Below are 14,329 nucleotides of genomic sequence, written 5' to 3' on the forward strand. Positions count from 1 at the left end.
GCGGTCACTGTGTTCGTCGCACTCGGCGGCGGACGCCCGTTGGTTCGTCCGTGGTTACTACTCGAACTCGGTGGGCTCTCCGTGCTCGTCCTGGGTATCACAGGCGTCCGGTACGGCTACCGGGTGAGTGGCGTGGTCGCTGCAGGTGTCGGGATCGTCGTCTGTGTCGTTGCACTGGGTGGGTTCGCGTTGGGGGCCGACGAGCTGATACAGCAAGTTAGATACTTCCCCGGACTTGTCGGACTTGGACTCCTCGTCGGTGCGATCGCGCCCATCCGCGGCCAGGGCTCACGGCTGCTGGTAAAGGTCGGAACAGGTGGGCTCTTCCTCTGTGTCGTGTTCACGGGACTGTTCCGAGAAGCGGATACCACCCTCCTGCTCCTGACAGGTGCCGGGACCATCCTGGCATGGGATGGTGGTGATTACGCCATCGGTGTCGGTGAGCAACTGGGCCGACAGGCACAAACGTGGCGGCTCGAACTGACACACCTGCTCGCGAGCGCGCTCGTCGGTGGTGTCGCCGTCGCGAGCGTCATCCTCGCACAGCGAGTGGCCGACACCCAGCTGTCGCTTGCGTCGTTCGTCCTGACGTTTGTCGCCGCGTTACTCCTGCTTGGCGCCCTTCGCCGCTGACGCCGAGTGCGCACCGGCAGACTGTCCGATAGTGGGTCCGGCGTCATCGACGCTGGGGACGGGAACGGTGTCGAGCACGTCCGCGATCACGTCTCGCTGATCGATTTCGTCGACAGTCGCGTCGGCAGTCAGCACCAGCCGGTGGGCCAGGACCGAGTCCGCGACCGCCTTGAGGTCGTCGGGAACGACATACGACCGTCCGGAGAGCATCGCGTGGGTCCGAACGACCTCGAACAGGCGCTGTGTCCCTCGCGGGGAGACACCCACTGTCACTCGCTGGTCTGCCCGTGTCGCCCGGACCACGGCGACGATGTAATCCCTGATATCCGCATGGACCGTGATTTCTTCCGGCATTCCCTGTAGTGCTTGCACGTCCCCAGTCGTGAGTACCTGACTTGCGGACGGGGTCGGGGTGTCACGGTCCGCGCGTCGGTCGATGAGTTCACGCTCGCCGGCCTCGTCGGGATACCCGAGACTCGTTTTCACGAGGAAGCGGTCCTTCTGGGCCTCGGGCAGCGGGAACGTCCCATTCCCCTGTTCGACGGGGTTCTGCGTCGCGATGACGAAGAACGGGTCCGGGAGCGGGTGTGTCACACCATCGACGGTGACCTGGCCTTCGCCCATCGCTTCGAGGAGGGCCGCCTGCGTCTTCGGTGAGGCCCTGTTTATCTCGTCGGCGAGGATGACGTTCGCGAAGACGGGGCCCTTGCTGAACTCGAACTCCCGGGTCTTCTCGTTGAAGACGTTGGTCCCAGTTACGTCGGAGGGGAGCAGGTCGGGAGTGAACTGGATTCGGTTGAACGACAGTCCGAGTGCCGTGGCGAAACTCCGAGCGGTCAAGGTCTTCCCAGTCCCTGGAACGTCTTCGAGAAGGACGTGTCCCCGGGAGATTGCCCCGGTAAGGATCATCCGAAGGATATCGTCGTCGATGACGACGACGTTCGAGAGTTCGTCTAGCACAGCGCGACTTCGTTCGCCAGCCAAATCTACGTCCATATACCCCCGTCACCGCCATCTCGGTTTATTATCCAATAGATAACGTCCCGACTCTGGGTTTCAGACGGGACGAGCGAGAGTTCGACGACAGCGAGAATCAGTCAGGTGGCGTGGCGATCTGGGCTCCGCTCGACGATGACTCGATACTCGTTCAGTTGGACGGTTACGTGGCCGTCGTCATCCCGATCCTACTCGATACACTTCGAGTATGTCAAATATCGGGCCGATTTGAGCGGGAGGCCGAAAGAATCCAGTTCCGGTGTGGCGTTTCTGTCAGAACGTGAGTGAGCCGCAGCCGCTCAGACAGCCAGTCACTCCAGGTCGGTATCGGCGTCCGGGATCTCGACAACCCTGTCGAAGTAGCCGGCCAGTTTGTTGATGGTCTTCTCGTCGTGGGCACCCGGATCGAGGTGGTAGTGCGCGTCAGCATCGAGCGCTGTGACGCGCCTGGTGAGTTCCTGCAGGAACTGACAGACCCGGTCTGTCTCCTCGTACTGCAGGAGTGCAGTCACCGAATCGAAACAGATCGAGAGGTGACGGTCGTCGCTGACCCAGGTGTCCAGAAACTCGCCGAACGCGATGCCGAGACCGGTGAGGTCCGGTGGCAGCGAGGTGTTTTTGACAGTCACCGGGCTATCGGTGGGATATTCCTCGGCCGAATCCGGCTGCCCCACCGAGAACGAATCGTTCACCCGGATCACCCCGAATCGCTCCGGGACGTCGGATGGGCTGTCCGTCCAGCGTTCGATCGTTCGACCGATACTCCGTGTGAACGAGAAGTAGAGGACGTCCGTGGGAGGCGCTGCCTCACCACCGGTCAGAGACAGACACTCCTCACGCTGCTGTGGGTGGAACACAGGGGCGAGCACGAGCACGTTTCCGTTGTCGAACCCATCCCTCGAAAGATCAAGCCCGTGGGTAGCGTCTCCGGATTGTTTCGTTTCCATCGATGTCATGAACTGGAGATTCCTATCTGTGTCTTCAGCCCCCGCTCGCATTGTTATTGGACCAATAATGTGCTCCAGTCGTCGGCCAGTTCCTGCGATTCGTGGGTGAACCCAGTGCAACGGTTTCGATGACTCGCCGACGCCGACTGTTCCTGCCCCGAGATCGACACCAACACCCGAGCCTGACGAGGAGCAGCGAGACAGTCTGAACGAGCAGGGTTAGCAGCGACAGTTCCGCCGCTAATCTCGCGTTCACCTGTTATGCAGATATTGAAGACCGAATCGGAGCGGGTAAAAATCACGATGTCTGTCGTTTCAGCCGCTTGCCGAGATGGTCTCTCGGATCCCCGACGGTTGGGGGCCGTATGTGTGGACTAACAGGTTGATAACTATACAGACAGCGATACCAGCTACAGGTGACGATGCACGACCTAACAGGGTTCCAGCGTGACCTACTGTACGTTGTCACTAACCTCGACAAACCCCACGGACTGGCTATCAAGGAAGAACTCGACGACTACTACGAGTCGGAGATTCATCACGGTCGGTTGTACCCGAACCTCGATGAACTCACGGAGGAAGGACTCCTAAATAAGGGCCAGGCAGACCTGCGAACGAACTGGTACGACCTGACTCAGCAAGCAGTCCGAAAACTCGAGACACGACGGGAATGGGAGGACCAACACCTCCAGGAGAAAGTGCCTGCGTCGGCGTGAATTGGCAGCCGGCGAACCTCGACACCACTCTGTCGCATCGGTAGCTCACCTCCGTATTCTTCGGCCACACCCAATGGCTCCACGGCCGCCGCTCTGTGGACAGTTCGTCTCAGGTCGGTCCCGGTTCGGTTCCCGACGGCACTGCAACGACGCCGACGACCAGTACGAGCGGAGCGTCTGTAGCCCAGTACGGAACGCGACAGGAGAGCGAAACCGTTTCACCGGTGTAGCCAAGCATCAGTAGTAATGAACGAAATCCTCCATCGGTTTAAACGCCCGTTACTCTATCTGATGGGTCCGGCGTACGTCGTTGCAGGCGTGTTGCACTTCGTCGTCCCGGAGTTGTACGTCCAGATCGTGCCTCCGTTCTTTCCAGCAGCGATGGCACTCGTCTATCTGTCCGGGGTTGCCGAAATCGCAGTCGGGATCGGACTCCTGATTCCACAGACTCGACGGTACGCGGCGTGGGCGACGGTCGCGTTGCTCGTCGCGATCTTCCCGGCGAACCTCTACATGGCGACCAGTGGGGTCGTCATCGAGGGGATGCCCGGGGGCGGCGATCCCTCTGCGCTCGTTCGCTGGGGCCGACTCCCCCTCCAGGGCGTGTTGATTCTCTGGGCGCTCTGGTATACCCGACCGTCGACCGAGACCGAGCACAGCGGGTGAACAAATCAGTTCGTTTTCTGTTTAGCAACCGAGGCGAAGGGGTGCAAGCGACCGGTACGCATGCAGTGTGGACTGGTGTCGTTACTGGAATAGGAACGTACGTACTCAGCAACTCCTGCTGTTGAGAAGTGCCACACCGCTTTTGGAGCGTTTCCACGTATGTGGGTGTATGTCTGTCGACGAACTCGCCGACATCGGCCTGGAGCGGATGACCGATTCCGAGATCCAGTCGTTCCTGTCGAACCAGGGGATGGGGGTCCTCGGGTTGCCGACCGAGGGGGCCCCGTATCTACTCCCGCTCTCGTTCGGCTACGACGGCGGATCACAGCTGTACTTCACCTACGTGCTCGGGGAGTCCAGTCGCAAGGAGGAACTGAGTGACCTGGCCGAAACCGCCCGGTTTCTGGTCTACAAGGCCGATACGATGTTCAGTTGGGAGAGTGTGCTGCTGACAGGCACCATCGAAGGACTTCCCGAATCGACGTGGGACGAAGCGATCGCGGCGTTCGAGAACGCCTGGAGCCCGGACATTTTCAGGGAAGCCGATCTGACCAGGAAGATCAAAATCTACGAATTTCACATCGATGACCAGGTGGGGATCAAACACATGGGCCTTCCGGAGGGGTTCCGAACCTGAATACGAACGCCGAACCGGCCGAAACCGGTCCAGCAGGAGTCCCGCGAACCCAGCGTTTGCGTCAGATTTCGGTCGGCTCTTCGTGTCGACCAGTCAGTTCCTCGGGAACGAGTCGGTAGAACTCGAAGGTCACGTCACGCGGCGGTTTGCCGAAGATGTCGACCAACGGGATATCGACGTGCTGGAGTCCTTCCAGGGTCGCAGTTTCGATTCCCTCGTCAGTCGTCTCCTCGAGGCGTCCAGTAGCGACGACGCTTTTCCAGACATCGTCGTCCTGTCCGTAGGTGACGAACGAAACCGATCGTCCTTCGAGATCGTCCTTGGAACTGTCACGGCTCACAGCGAGTCGGAAATAGAACGTCGACTCCGACTCATCGTAGCCGTAAGAAACTGGTAGTGAATGGGGGGCATCGTCGCCTGTCGTCGAAAGCGATATGACGCCAGTGCCACCGTTACCGAGGAAGTCATCGCGCTCCGTCTCGGTCATCTCGACTGGATCCGTTTCTGGCATGGTAGTTCTAGCTACTGCGAGTGCTAAAGATGCTTGGGCGTGTCATTCGGGCGTTACTTCGAGGAGTCCATCGACAGTGCCGGGAGCGCCAGAATATGGGACTGTTGGACAGGTATATTGGTGTATGTCTCCATGGAGCAGACGAGGGTCCACAATGTACGATTCTATCCTCATCCCGACAGACGGGAGTGAACACGCGGAACGGGCGGCCGAGCACGGATTGTATCTCGGACAGATGTTCGATGCGACGGTTCACGTCATCAATGCCATCGATCTCCAGTCGGAGGCGGGACCGTTCGATGCAGGCGGGATCAGCGACGACCACATCGCCCGCCTCGAAAGTGAACATCGCGAACTGCTCGCGGACATCGAGGCCCTGGCCACTGAGACTGACCGTCTCCAAACCGATATCGTCAGGGGAAGTCCCTCCCAGGCGATTCTCGACTACGTCGGCGAACACGAGATAGACCTGCTCGCGATGGGCACCCACGGCCGAACAGGCGTGCGGCGCTATGTGGCAGGAAGCGTCACAGAACGGGTCGTTCGGAAGGCAAATATTCCGGTGGTGACTGCCCGAGCAACCGAGCGAAGCCACCTCGGTGAGGGGTACGACGATATTCTGATTCCAACTGACGGGAGCGATGCTGCAACCGCCGCCGTCGATCACGGCCTCGCCTTCGCGGAGAGCGCTAACGCCCGCGTGCACGTCCTCAATATCGTCAATATCGGAGAGATGGCTGCCAGCCCCAGCTACACGCCGCCCACGGAACTCCTGGCCGATCTCACCGCAGCCGGCGAGGAAGCGACCGAGGAAATCGCGACGCAGGCCCGTGATCGGAGTCTCGATGTCGTCACCGAGGTAAAGGAGGGGCTCCCGGCGAAAGACCTCCTCGAGTACGCGGACGAAGCGGGGGTCGATCTGATAGCGATGGGAACGCAGGGTCGGACTGGACTGAACCGGTTCATCCTGGGGAGTACGACCGAGCGGGTCATCAGACACGCAGAGATGCCCGTACTCGCAGTCCCCGGACGCGAGTAGTACCGGACAAGGGATCGATCAGTTCCCGGGAACGGACATGACCGGGACCCCGGCTTTGCGAACGAGGCTGTCGGTGACACTGCCGACGCGTTCGCGTTCACGGATGCTCTTCCCCGTCGAACCCATCACCACGAGATCGGCGTCGGCGTTGTCGATGTAGTTCAGGATCTCAGTATCCGGCGTTCCCTTGCGCATCTCGGTGACCGTCTCGAGGTCGGCCTCTTCGACCTTCGATTCGAGTTCGGCAAGCGCTCGTTCGCCCTCAGGCTCCAGTTTCTCCTTGATTTCACTCATCGCCAACCCCGGCGCGGCGTTCGCAACGCTGCTGTCGACGACGTACAGGAGGTGCACAGTGGCGTCGTGCCGCTGTGCAGCGTCGATGGCGTGATCAACTGCACTGGTAGCCGTCTCACTCCCGTCTGTCGGCACGAGGACTGTCTCGTACATCGTATATGCTTTCGTGAGTTTCGTATTTAAAATCATGTGCAATTTTGCATAAAGTGGGAGTGAGCGGTTGGTGGTTTGTGGCTATGAGACGGCAGTAGGCGAGCAAGTTCAAGAGGGGCTTTTTCGCTCGAATCAGTAGGCAGTCGTGGAGTGAGATAACGACGGATTTGTGGTTTCGTCGTCTGAGTGGTGATCTTCAGCCCCCTCGGAGAAACGAGGCCAAAACCCCTGGCTATTTGCCACGGAAACATGGAGTTGGGACATGGTAAGTGTCGGGGTCTCGATGGGAATGCTGGTCGTGTTCGGCCTCATCTTCGTGGCGTTGCTCCTGTTCGTCACGGAACTCATTCCGTCGGACATCACGGCCATCGGCATCCTCGTCTCACTGGTCGTTCTGGAGCCATACACGGGCGTCACAGCACGTGACGCGATCTCGGGATTCGCCAGTCCGGCGACGGTGACGATCATCGCGATGTACATCCTCAGCGAGGGCATCCAGCAGACCGGTATCGTCGAGCGTCTCGGCGTCTACCTCGCCCGGATAACGAACGGCGACGAGTCTCGCTTGCTCGCTGCAACCGTCGGAACCACGGGCGTCTCCGCTGGGATCATCAACAACACGCCCGTCGTCGCAGTTTTCATCCCGATGATAAGCGGACTCGCCGAACGGGCTCGCATCTCGCCATCGAAACTGCTCTTGCCGATGTCCTACGCGGCGATGATGGGGGGAACGCTCACGCTCATCGGTACCTCGACGAACATCCTGGCGAGTGACCTCTCCCGGGAGTTGCTCGACCACCCCATCTCGATGTTCGAGTTCACGCCACTGGGTGTTCTCGTGTTGCTCGTCGGGGCAGCGTACCTGCTGACTGTCGGCCGGTGGCTAACACCGGCCCGTATCGATCCGACCGCGGACCTGACCGAGGCCTACGAACTGGGAGACCACCTCTGGCGGGTCAGTATCCGTGAAACCTCGCCACTCGTCGGGCAGCGAGCCAGCGACGTGCTTGCCGACCTCGAGGCGGACGAGGGAGTCGATCTCGACGTCCTCCAGATCGAGCGCAACGGGGAGTCGTTCGTCGCGACAGCCACCGACCAACTGGTCGAACCTGGGGACGTGTTCATCGTTCGTGGGAGACGGACAAACGCGGACCGATTCGCCAGCGAGTACGACCTCCGAACTCGTCCCGTGGACGAGGTCTCCGAGGCCGACTTCTCGGAAGGGGACGGGAGTCTTCTAGTCGAAGCCGTCGTGCTTCCGGATTCGCGACTGGTCGCCCAGACCGTTGCCGAAGCGAAACTCGACGCCCAGTTCGACACGACAGTGCTGGCCATCCGGCGAGGTGGCAAGGACCCGATCCGATCTGACCTCGAAGCGACGCAGATCGAGTCCGGCGATACACTGCTCGTCCAGACAACGACAGAGAAAATCGAGTATCTCGCCGACCAGGGCACCCTCGTTCCCACGGAAGGAGTCGACGAGGAACTGCTCGAACCTGATGCCGAACCCGAGAACATCGCCCCACTCAGTTCGAAGACTCCCATCGCAGTCGGCACCATGATTACTGTCATCGGCCTCGCAGCCCTCGGAGTGCTCCCCATCGTCATCGCCGCTCTCGGTGGCGTGTTCGCGATGGTCGTCACGGGGTGTCTGACCGCCTCCGATGCCTACGACGCCGTGAGCTGGAACATCGTCTTCCTGCTCGCAGGCGTCCTGCCGCTGGGGGTTGCGATGCAACAATCCGGCGGCGCGGAGTTCATCGCCGGGGTACTCGTGGCCAGTGCGGACATCCTCCCCGTAGTGGCGGTCCTGCTCCTGTTTTACCTCCTCACGGGACTGCTCGCCAACATAATCACACCCGTTGCGAGCGTCGTGTTGATGATTCCCGTCGCCGTCGACACGGCGAGTCGCATCGGTGCCGACGGCTTCTCGTTTCTGCTGGCAGTCACCTTTGCCGGCAGTGCCGCCTTCATGACACCGATCGGCTACCAGACCAACCTCATGGTGTACGGCCCCGGCGGGTACAAGTTCACCGATTACCTCCGCGTCGGTGCACCGCTCCAGTTACTGCTCTCGGTCGTCACCACCCTGGGAATCGTCGCGTTGTTTGGGGTATAATCTCCCGAAGAAGGCGTCCAGAGACCGCACGCGAACGAATCTACTGCTCGTAAGACAGCAGCGGAGGGAGAGACCCATCAATCGATGTGTGTCACAGAAGACTCGGCCCGGAAAGACTGCTTCGCCGGACAGTCGCTGACAGCGTGCCACCAGACGAACCACCGGACCGATTCGAAACATATAGTTTAGTTGATACATAACCAAGCGGGGACAGGAATGGCTTCGATACTCGCTTCAGGTGGACAACCGATTCGACCCCACGTGTTCTTGGCTCCCCTCGGCCTCTGGGTAGTGCTGGCAATCGTCGCCATTGTGAACGGAGGATTCCGGGAAGTACTCCTGATTCCACGCGTCGGCAGGTACACCGGCCACGTCCTCAGTACGGGTCTGCTGGTGGCTGCAATTCTCGTTTGCTCCGTTCTCTATTTTCGCTGGAGTCCCGTTGCGTACACGCGAACTGAACTCGTGGTTGTCGGCGGACTGTGGACGGTACTGACGGTTGGATTCGAGTTCCTGGTGGGATACATAGAAGGGACACCCGTCTCGGTAACTATCGGCCAGTACGACGTGCTGGCAGGGGAAGTCTGGATTGCCGTCCCACTGACGCTGTTTTTCGCGCCACTGCTATTTGGGTGGTACCAGGGGACGTAACGACACCTGAACGGGCACGGAGAGCTGACACCATCTGATTACTGTATCGAGAGTTCGGTCCCAGGACTCGGCTGGCCGAACTCCTTCGCGGCCGAACCCCCGCGCAGGAACAGTTCCACGTACTGATCGTCGCCACCCGTGGACCCCGGTGCGATCGTGAGGGTTCCTTCCGGTACCGCGAACACGCGGTCTTTCACGGTCACCTCCCGACGCCGCGAGTTGAGTTCGACCGTCACGCGGTCGCCATCCGGATCGAACTCGGACGCTCGAATCGAGGTCTTGATATTCCCGTACCCATCGACGTGACAGACTGTACGCTGGGGCCTGGCAGGCACGTCTTCGACGGCTCGTTTCGCCCCGAGTGAGTCCCTCGTTCCCCGTGCCAGTTCCGCGACCTTCGTCGGAAAGTAATCGCGTGAGCGGAACTGTGACCCACCCGTCGAAACGTCGATCTCACGGAGTTCTCGGATGTGCTCCCTGACAAAAGAGAGGTTGTAGCCGACATCAACTGCGACGACGGGAACGCCGTTGTCCAGTTCCAGATAACACAGCGCGCCTCCCTCGTTGTTCCGGCGAGGGCCAGTCTCGGCCGTCCGCGGAGCGGTGTTCGAGTAGAGCAGCAAGTCCTCGAAGGGCGGGTTGTGGAGGCCGAGTTGTTCGATCCAGAATCCCGTCGCGATCGTCGACAGCGGTGGAACGGCCGTCGGTTGCACGTCGGCGTCCGGCAGTTCGTGTTTCAGTCGGTGGACGACCTCCGAAAACGCCGGGTCCGATTTCCCGTAGTCCGCGATCAAGTGAATGAACATATCGTGTGTGACCTGTGGAAGTTTCGTTGGGTGGATGGAAACGTCGTCAGTTCGCGTCGGTGTCTCGTGGTCCGCTACTAGTGGAGTTGGTAGGTGGTAGCCGGAAGGCTACGGTCAAATCGAGGGAACACGCCGTATCGGAAGCCCCGTGAACGCGCCCGACGATTCCGTTCTCCTGATCTTCGACCCCACTCCCCTGAGCCTCGACCGTCAGGCATTCGATTCCGTCGACGTGGCCAGTTCCTCCGTCCATGTTCAATGATACCGAGAGACAGTATTCTATACTTTGGGATGAGAGTGTAATGGGTGGAATACTGTCACTCTTCGATAAAATCCGACCGACGGTCGGTCGAACCGATCATCACGCTCCAGTTCGGGGGTTCTGTTCCCAATGTGTGGGAACCTACCGATCTCATTTAGTCATCTCTGACGGAGTGTCGAGTAATGTACGAGACGATTCTGGTCCCGACTGACGGAAGCGATGTCGCTGCAGGCGCACTCGACCACGCGATCGACGCCGCACAGCGTCACGATGCGACCATCCATCTGCTCTACGTCGTCGATATGCGCGTGGCCCGCACCGCTCCGGGACTGGCCCTGGGCGATCTGAGAGACGCCCTCGAAGACGAGGGGGAAGATGCGTTAGACGACCTCGCTGCAACGGTAGCAGACGCCGGCCTCGACGTAGTCACGACCATTCGCCAGGGCGTGCCGGACAGCGAAATCCTGGATTACGTGGAGGAAATCGACGCGGACTTCCTCGTCATGGGGTCGTCGGGGAAGAGCCAGCGCGAACGCATCCGTGTCGGGAGCGTTACCGAGAGCCTCGTTCGAGCGGCTACAGTGCCCGTCGTCTCGGTCCCTGATCCCTGAATATCACGAGTCGGAGCCACCGGTGGATAGGCCCCGCCAGTCAAATGTCGAACGCTGCTTCGAACTTGCCGATGCTCTCGTCGGTGCCGGCGACGACGACGGCATCGTCGCTCTCGAACTCGAAGGTTTGCGGGTCGAACTCGGTCAGCATCTCGTCACCGCGTTCGACGGCGACCACCGTACAGCCCGTTTCGCTCCGTATTGCCGCGTCCGCGAGGGTTTGACCGGCGAGGTCACCGGGCGGCAGTTTCACCACCTCGATCTGTTGATCGTACGCCAGCACTTCCTCGTCGTCGAAAACCGTCGAGGCCATCATCCGACCGCTGACGGCCGCGAGCGATTGCACGTACGATGCGCCCGCCCGGTACAGTTTCTCGACGTCTGCCTGGTCGTTGGCTCGTACTGCGATGTCGAGATCCGGATTGAGGTCGTGCGCGATCAACGTCGTGAAGATCGCGGTGGTGTCGTCGCCAACCGTCACCAGCATCGCCGACGCGGTCTCGATGTCGGCCTGACGGAGTACGTCCGGGTCGCGTGCATCACCGACGATGTCGACACCGGACTTCGCCTCTGTATCGAGCACCGTCATGCGGGTATTCGTCTCGGAGAGAACCTCGTGGGCCGCGTTCCCGGACTCGCCGAAGCCAGCGATGACGACCTCGTGTGGTGAGAACTGACGGACGGACGAGACAGTTGCATCCCGAAGCGCGTTGACCCGGTCGGGTTCCCCGGAGACGAGCAGCGTGGTTCCCTTGCCCAGTCGCCGGTCCGAAGCGACCGGGCTCTCGAAGTCGCCGTCAAACCACGCACCGATGACGTTCACCCCGTATCGACTACGGATCCGCGATTCAGCGAACCGCTGATCACACAGGTCGCTGCCCCTGTCGACGGTGAGTTCGACCAGTTCGAAGTCCTCGCCGAGCGTCACTCCCTCGTCGACGGAGGTAGTGACCGCGGTCGGCACGTGCCTGGCGAGACTCTCGCCGAGCAATTGCCGCGGCGACAGCACCTCGTCCGCACCGGCCACCCGGTGATACTGGGCCAACTGTCTGTCCTCGACGAGCGTGACGATTCGCACGTCGGGATTCGTTTCCCGCGCCGACAGGACGATACTGGCAGTGCTGTCGTCCGCGGCATCCGCGACGAGTGCCTCCGCGCGGTGGATGCCCGCGTCCTCCAGAACCGTCGTCGACTCCGGATCGCCGTTGATGACGTGATAGTCGGACTCGTGTAGCTGAGTGGCAGTTTCCTCGTCCGGTTCGATGATAACGTAGGACCGATCCCGGGCGATCAGTTCCGAAATGAACGCGTCGCTTCGAGGTGTGTACGCACAGACGACGACGTGGTTCTCGATGTCCGGACTCGCGCTCGGAAGCGTCGGTGTCAGTATCTTCTGCAGCCAGCGCTTCGCGAACACGTCGACCGCTGTGAGAATGAGCCCGATTCCCGCCAGTTGCATCACGATGACCAGGAGGTTCATCTGCAACGAATCCCAGGGCGCGTCTTCGCCGTACCCGGTCGTCGTGAACGTCTGGAAGACGATTTCCAGGGATCTGAACCAGGGTTGGGACCGCCCCTCCCACACCGTCATTCCGACGTTGTATACGACGGTGAACGTGACGGTCGTCAGAGCGACGAGTGCCATGTAGTACGTGGCTCGTCGGTGCTTCCAGGGCATACTCGGATACACGTACCGTCTCAGCCATCACTCTTCAGTGTGATTACTGAGTTTTTCCCAACTCAATCGCGTTTCGCGTCGCACTCGGACACCCAGTTTCGATTGCGTTTTCGTTGCTGTCCCCCCATTTTGTCAGGTACCCCTCACAGAAGCGTTTGTGTGCAGAGTCCGTCCTACGGATATGGGAAAGTACGTCCTCTACGGTGGCAAAGGCGGTGTGGGAAAGACGACCTGTGCAGCCGCGAGCGGCCTGAAAACCGCCAGCCAGGGACACCGGACGCTTCTCGTCTCGACCGACCCAGCGCATTCGCTCGGCGACGTACTGGAAACCGACGTGGGGAGCGATCCGACCCAGGTGCAGGCGAACCTCTGGGGAGTCGAAGCCGACCCCGAAGCCGGGCAAGCGGTCTACCAGCGTATCGTCGAAACGCTGGCGGCCGAGTTCCGGTCGGCCGGCCTCCGGATGACAGAAACGGACGTCGAGCAACTGTTCGCAGCCGGCTTCGTCCCGGGGAGCGACGAAGTGGCCGCACTCGAGTATTTCCTCGCCTACGACGATGACGGGTGGGACCGCATCGTCTTCGACACGGCCCCGACGGGCCACACGCTCCGCTTGCTGACACTACCGGACGTGCTCAGCGAATCGCTGTCGACGGCGACGAAAGTCCAGGGAGAGGTTCGTCGGCTGGTCGCGTCAGCCAGGAGCTTCGTGATGGGGCCGGCAGCCTTCCTGGGAAACGATGACGAGGGTGAGATCGAGGCGTTGAGAGACCGGATGGATCGCGTCGCCGAATTGCTCCGAGACGAGCGACAGACCGATTTCCGGGTCGTGCTCCTGCCCGAGCGCCTGGCACTCGAAGAAACTCGCCGACTCCTCGAGCGACTGGAGTCGTTCGATATCCCCGTCGAAACCCTCATTGTGAATCGAGTATACGAGACGCCGCCGACAGCCTGTGACCAGTGTCAAGAGCGAGCAGCGGCCCACGAAGCAACCCTCGACCGGATACGTCGGACCTACCCCGACATGGACGTCCACGTCTTACCGGACCTGGGAGCGGAAGTGTCTGGACGGGAGGGACTCGAACGCCTGGCAGACCGACTGCCAAAATAAAGTTATCACTAGTGTGTGAGATACGTTCTTTCGCGATTATAGCGGGAGGTGGATTTGAACCACCGATCTGCGGGTTATGAGCCCGCCGGAATCTCCTGGCTATCCCATCCCGCTACTACGTTCGAAATGAAACGGCCCCCACACGGTCGGTCCGTGTGAGGGTCGAAATGAATGAGGGCGGCGAACCGAGTCTCCCAGAGGCTCGCGCACTCCAGTAGGCCTCGGAACGCAGGTGGGCTTAACTTCCGTGTTCGGGATGGGTACGGGTGGAAACCCCACCGCTGTGGCCGCCTTAACGCCGACTCGCGGAATCGAACCACGATATACCAGTGTCGGTGTCTTGAACTACCGTAGTAGCTCAAGACTTGAAAGGTTTGTCTTTCAGTGATATGGACTGTGTGTATGTGCAATCCAGTTAACGCCTGGACCCGAATCAACGGGTCAGTGCGTCCAAATGCGGTATGAATGATGGCTTCGGTCTGTTAGTGCTCGCGGACTA

At 60.5% G+C, this 14,329-nt stretch carries 16 protein-coding genes, 1 tRNA gene and 1 rRNA gene; 9 read left to right on the plus strand and 9 right to left on the minus strand.

Going from position 1 to position 14,329, the window contains the following annotated elements:
- The first annotated feature begins 9 nt into the window (after positions 1-9).
- The gene (locus E2481_RS17265) at positions 10-633 is read left to right on the plus strand and encodes a DUF7519 family protein (RefSeq protein ID WP_136718411.1); all 624 of its coding nucleotides are present in this window, start codon (positions 10-12) and stop codon (positions 631-633) included.
- Here the strand turns inward: E2481_RS17265 and E2481_RS17270 are convergent.
- Both E2481_RS17270 and E2481_RS17275 read right to left on the minus strand, forming a co-directional pair.
- Positions 604-1,629 carry an AAA family ATPase gene (locus tag E2481_RS17270; protein WP_136718412.1) on the minus strand — a complete coding sequence of 342 codons (1,026 nt, stop codon included), beginning with the start codon at positions 1,627-1,629 and terminating at the stop codon, positions 604-606. The two genes, E2481_RS17265 and E2481_RS17270, sit on opposite strands and share 30 nt — an antisense overlap.
- A gap of 311 nt (positions 1,630-1,940) precedes the next feature.
- Positions 1,941-2,576 carry a DUF7504 family protein gene (locus E2481_RS17275; protein ID WP_136718413.1) on the minus strand — a complete coding sequence of 212 codons (636 nt, stop codon included), beginning with the start codon at positions 2,574-2,576 and terminating at the stop codon, positions 1,941-1,943.
- A gap of 422 nt (positions 2,577-2,998) precedes the next feature.
- On the opposite strand from E2481_RS17275, the gene E2481_RS17280 reads away from it, so the two are divergent.
- A complete protein-coding gene (locus tag E2481_RS17280; protein ID WP_136718414.1) occupies positions 2,999-3,292 on the plus strand; it encodes a helix-turn-helix transcriptional regulator in 294 nt (97 codons plus the stop codon).
- 109 nt (positions 3,293-3,401) lie between these two features.
- On the opposite strand, the gene E2481_RS19065 is transcribed toward E2481_RS17280, so the two are convergent.
- Positions 3,402-3,530, minus strand: coding sequence for a hypothetical protein (locus tag E2481_RS19065; protein WP_256867913.1), 129 nt, complete (start codon positions 3,528-3,530; stop codon positions 3,402-3,404).
- Positions 3,531-3,538: 8 nt separating this feature from the next.
- On the opposite strand from E2481_RS19065, the gene E2481_RS17285 reads away from it, so the two are divergent.
- Together E2481_RS17285 and E2481_RS17290 are read left to right on the plus strand one after the other, a co-directional pair.
- The gene (locus tag E2481_RS17285) at positions 3,539-3,958 is read left to right on the plus strand and encodes a DoxX family protein (protein ID WP_250137870.1); all 420 of its coding nucleotides are present in this window, start codon (positions 3,539-3,541) and stop codon (positions 3,956-3,958) included.
- Positions 3,959-4,127: 169 nt separating this feature from the next.
- A complete protein-coding gene (locus E2481_RS17290; protein WP_136718415.1) occupies positions 4,128-4,595 on the plus strand; it encodes a pyridoxamine 5'-phosphate oxidase family protein in 468 nt (155 codons plus the stop codon).
- Positions 4,596-4,656: 61 nt separating this feature from the next.
- Here the strand turns inward: E2481_RS17290 and E2481_RS17295 are convergent, their stop codons facing one another.
- Positions 4,657-5,106 (minus strand): pyridoxamine 5'-phosphate oxidase family protein, encoded by a 450-nt coding sequence (locus tag E2481_RS17295; protein WP_136718416.1) that lies wholly within the window; start codon positions 5,104-5,106, stop codon positions 4,657-4,659.
- 154 nt (positions 5,107-5,260) lie between these two features.
- Between E2481_RS17295 and E2481_RS17300 the strand changes: the two genes are divergently transcribed.
- A complete protein-coding gene (locus E2481_RS17300) occupies positions 5,261-6,145 on the plus strand; it encodes a universal stress protein (RefSeq protein ID WP_136718417.1) in 885 nt (294 codons plus the stop codon).
- Between the two features lie 18 nt (positions 6,146-6,163).
- Here E2481_RS17300 and E2481_RS17305 read toward each other — a convergent pair whose 3' ends face one another.
- Positions 6,164-6,592 (minus strand): universal stress protein, encoded by a 429-nt coding sequence (locus E2481_RS17305; protein ID WP_169302483.1) that lies wholly within the window; start codon positions 6,590-6,592, stop codon positions 6,164-6,166.
- 262 nt (positions 6,593-6,854) lie between these two features.
- Between E2481_RS17305 and E2481_RS17310 the strand changes: the two genes are divergently transcribed.
- Together E2481_RS17310 and E2481_RS17315 are read left to right on the plus strand one after the other, a co-directional pair.
- Entirely contained in the window at positions 6,855-8,711 is a 1,857-nt protein-coding gene (locus tag E2481_RS17310) for an SLC13 family permease (RefSeq protein ID WP_250137871.1), read from the plus strand.
- 291 nt (positions 8,712-9,002) lie between these two features.
- The gene (locus E2481_RS17315; RefSeq protein WP_256867914.1) at positions 9,003-9,362 is read left to right on the plus strand and encodes a hypothetical protein; all 360 of its coding nucleotides are present in this window, start codon (positions 9,003-9,005) and stop codon (positions 9,360-9,362) included.
- 38 nt (positions 9,363-9,400) lie between these two features.
- On the opposite strand, the gene E2481_RS17320 is transcribed toward E2481_RS17315, so the two are convergent.
- Positions 9,401-10,168: an SAM hydroxide adenosyltransferase gene (locus E2481_RS17320; RefSeq protein ID WP_136718420.1), complete on the minus strand. Its 768-nt coding sequence runs from the start codon at positions 10,166-10,168 to the stop codon at positions 9,401-9,403.
- Positions 10,169-10,612: 444 nt separating this feature from the next.
- Between E2481_RS17320 and E2481_RS17325 the strand changes: the two genes are divergently transcribed.
- On the plus strand, positions 10,613-11,041 hold the full coding sequence (locus E2481_RS17325; protein ID WP_136718421.1) for a universal stress protein: 429 nt from the start codon (positions 10,613-10,615) through the stop codon (positions 11,039-11,041).
- Positions 11,042-11,081: 40 nt separating this feature from the next.
- On the opposite strand, the gene E2481_RS17330 is transcribed toward E2481_RS17325, so the two are convergent.
- On the minus strand, positions 11,082-12,719 hold the full coding sequence (locus E2481_RS17330) for a potassium channel family protein (protein ID WP_136718422.1): 1,638 nt from the start codon (positions 12,717-12,719) through the stop codon (positions 11,082-11,084).
- A gap of 181 nt (positions 12,720-12,900) precedes the next feature.
- Between E2481_RS17330 and E2481_RS17335 the strand changes: the two genes are divergently transcribed.
- Positions 12,901-13,830, plus strand: a complete 930-nt coding sequence (locus tag E2481_RS17335; protein ID WP_136718423.1) for an ArsA family ATPase — start codon at positions 12,901-12,903, stop codon at positions 13,828-13,830.
- A 39-nt stretch (positions 13,831-13,869) separates the two neighbouring features.
- Here the strand turns inward: E2481_RS17335 and E2481_RS17340 are convergent.
- Positions 13,870-13,944 (minus strand) — tRNA-Met (locus E2481_RS17340).
- A gap of 58 nt (positions 13,945-14,002) precedes the next feature.
- A 5S ribosomal RNA gene (gene rrf, locus E2481_RS17345) occupies positions 14,003-14,125 on the minus strand.
- Positions 14,126-14,329 lie beyond the last annotated feature (204 nt).

Origin of the sequence: Halorientalis salina, from assembly GCF_005049285.1 — an archaeon.
Lineage (GTDB): Archaea > Halobacteriota > Halobacteria > Halobacteriales > Haloarculaceae > Halorientalis > Halorientalis salina.

What these genes read in the sequence shown, in the direction of transcription:
- E2481_RS17270 (WP_136718412.1), bottom strand. Translation starts at nt 1,629, where the DNA reads ATGGACGTAGATTTGGCTGGCGAACGAAGTCGCGCTGTGCTAGACGAA.
- E2481_RS17275 (WP_136718413.1), bottom strand. Translation starts at nt 2,576, where the DNA reads ATGGAAACGAAACAATCCGGAGACGCTACCCACGGGCTTGATCTTTCG.
- E2481_RS17280 (WP_136718414.1), top strand. Translation starts at nt 2,999, where the DNA reads ATGCACGACCTAACAGGGTTCCAGCGTGACCTACTGTACGTTGTCACT.
- E2481_RS19065 (WP_256867913.1), bottom strand. Translation starts at nt 3,530, where the DNA reads ATGCTTGGCTACACCGGTGAAACGGTTTCGCTCTCCTGTCGCGTTCCG.
- E2481_RS17285 (WP_250137870.1), top strand. Translation starts at nt 3,539, where the DNA reads ATGAACGAAATCCTCCATCGGTTTAAACGCCCGTTACTCTATCTGATG.
- E2481_RS17290 (WP_136718415.1), top strand. Translation starts at nt 4,128, where the DNA reads ATGTCTGTCGACGAACTCGCCGACATCGGCCTGGAGCGGATGACCGAT.
- E2481_RS17295 (WP_136718416.1), bottom strand. Translation starts at nt 5,106, where the DNA reads ATGCCAGAAACGGATCCAGTCGAGATGACCGAGACGGAGCGCGATGAC.
- E2481_RS17300 (WP_136718417.1), top strand. Translation starts at nt 5,261, where the DNA reads ATGTACGATTCTATCCTCATCCCGACAGACGGGAGTGAACACGCGGAA.
- E2481_RS17305 (WP_169302483.1), bottom strand. Translation starts at nt 6,592, where the DNA reads ATGTACGAGACAGTCCTCGTGCCGACAGACGGGAGTGAGACGGCTACC.
- E2481_RS17310 (WP_250137871.1), top strand. Translation starts at nt 6,855, where the DNA reads ATGGTAAGTGTCGGGGTCTCGATGGGAATGCTGGTCGTGTTCGGCCTC.
- E2481_RS17320 (WP_136718420.1), bottom strand. Translation starts at nt 10,168, where the DNA reads ATGTTCATTCACTTGATCGCGGACTACGGGAAATCGGACCCGGCGTTT.
- E2481_RS17325 (WP_136718421.1), top strand. Translation starts at nt 10,613, where the DNA reads ATGTACGAGACGATTCTGGTCCCGACTGACGGAAGCGATGTCGCTGCA.
- E2481_RS17330 (WP_136718422.1), bottom strand. Translation starts at nt 12,719, where the DNA reads ATGCCCTGGAAGCACCGACGAGCCACGTACTACATGGCACTCGTCGCT.
- E2481_RS17335 (WP_136718423.1), top strand. Translation starts at nt 12,901, where the DNA reads ATGGGAAAGTACGTCCTCTACGGTGGCAAAGGCGGTGTGGGAAAGACG.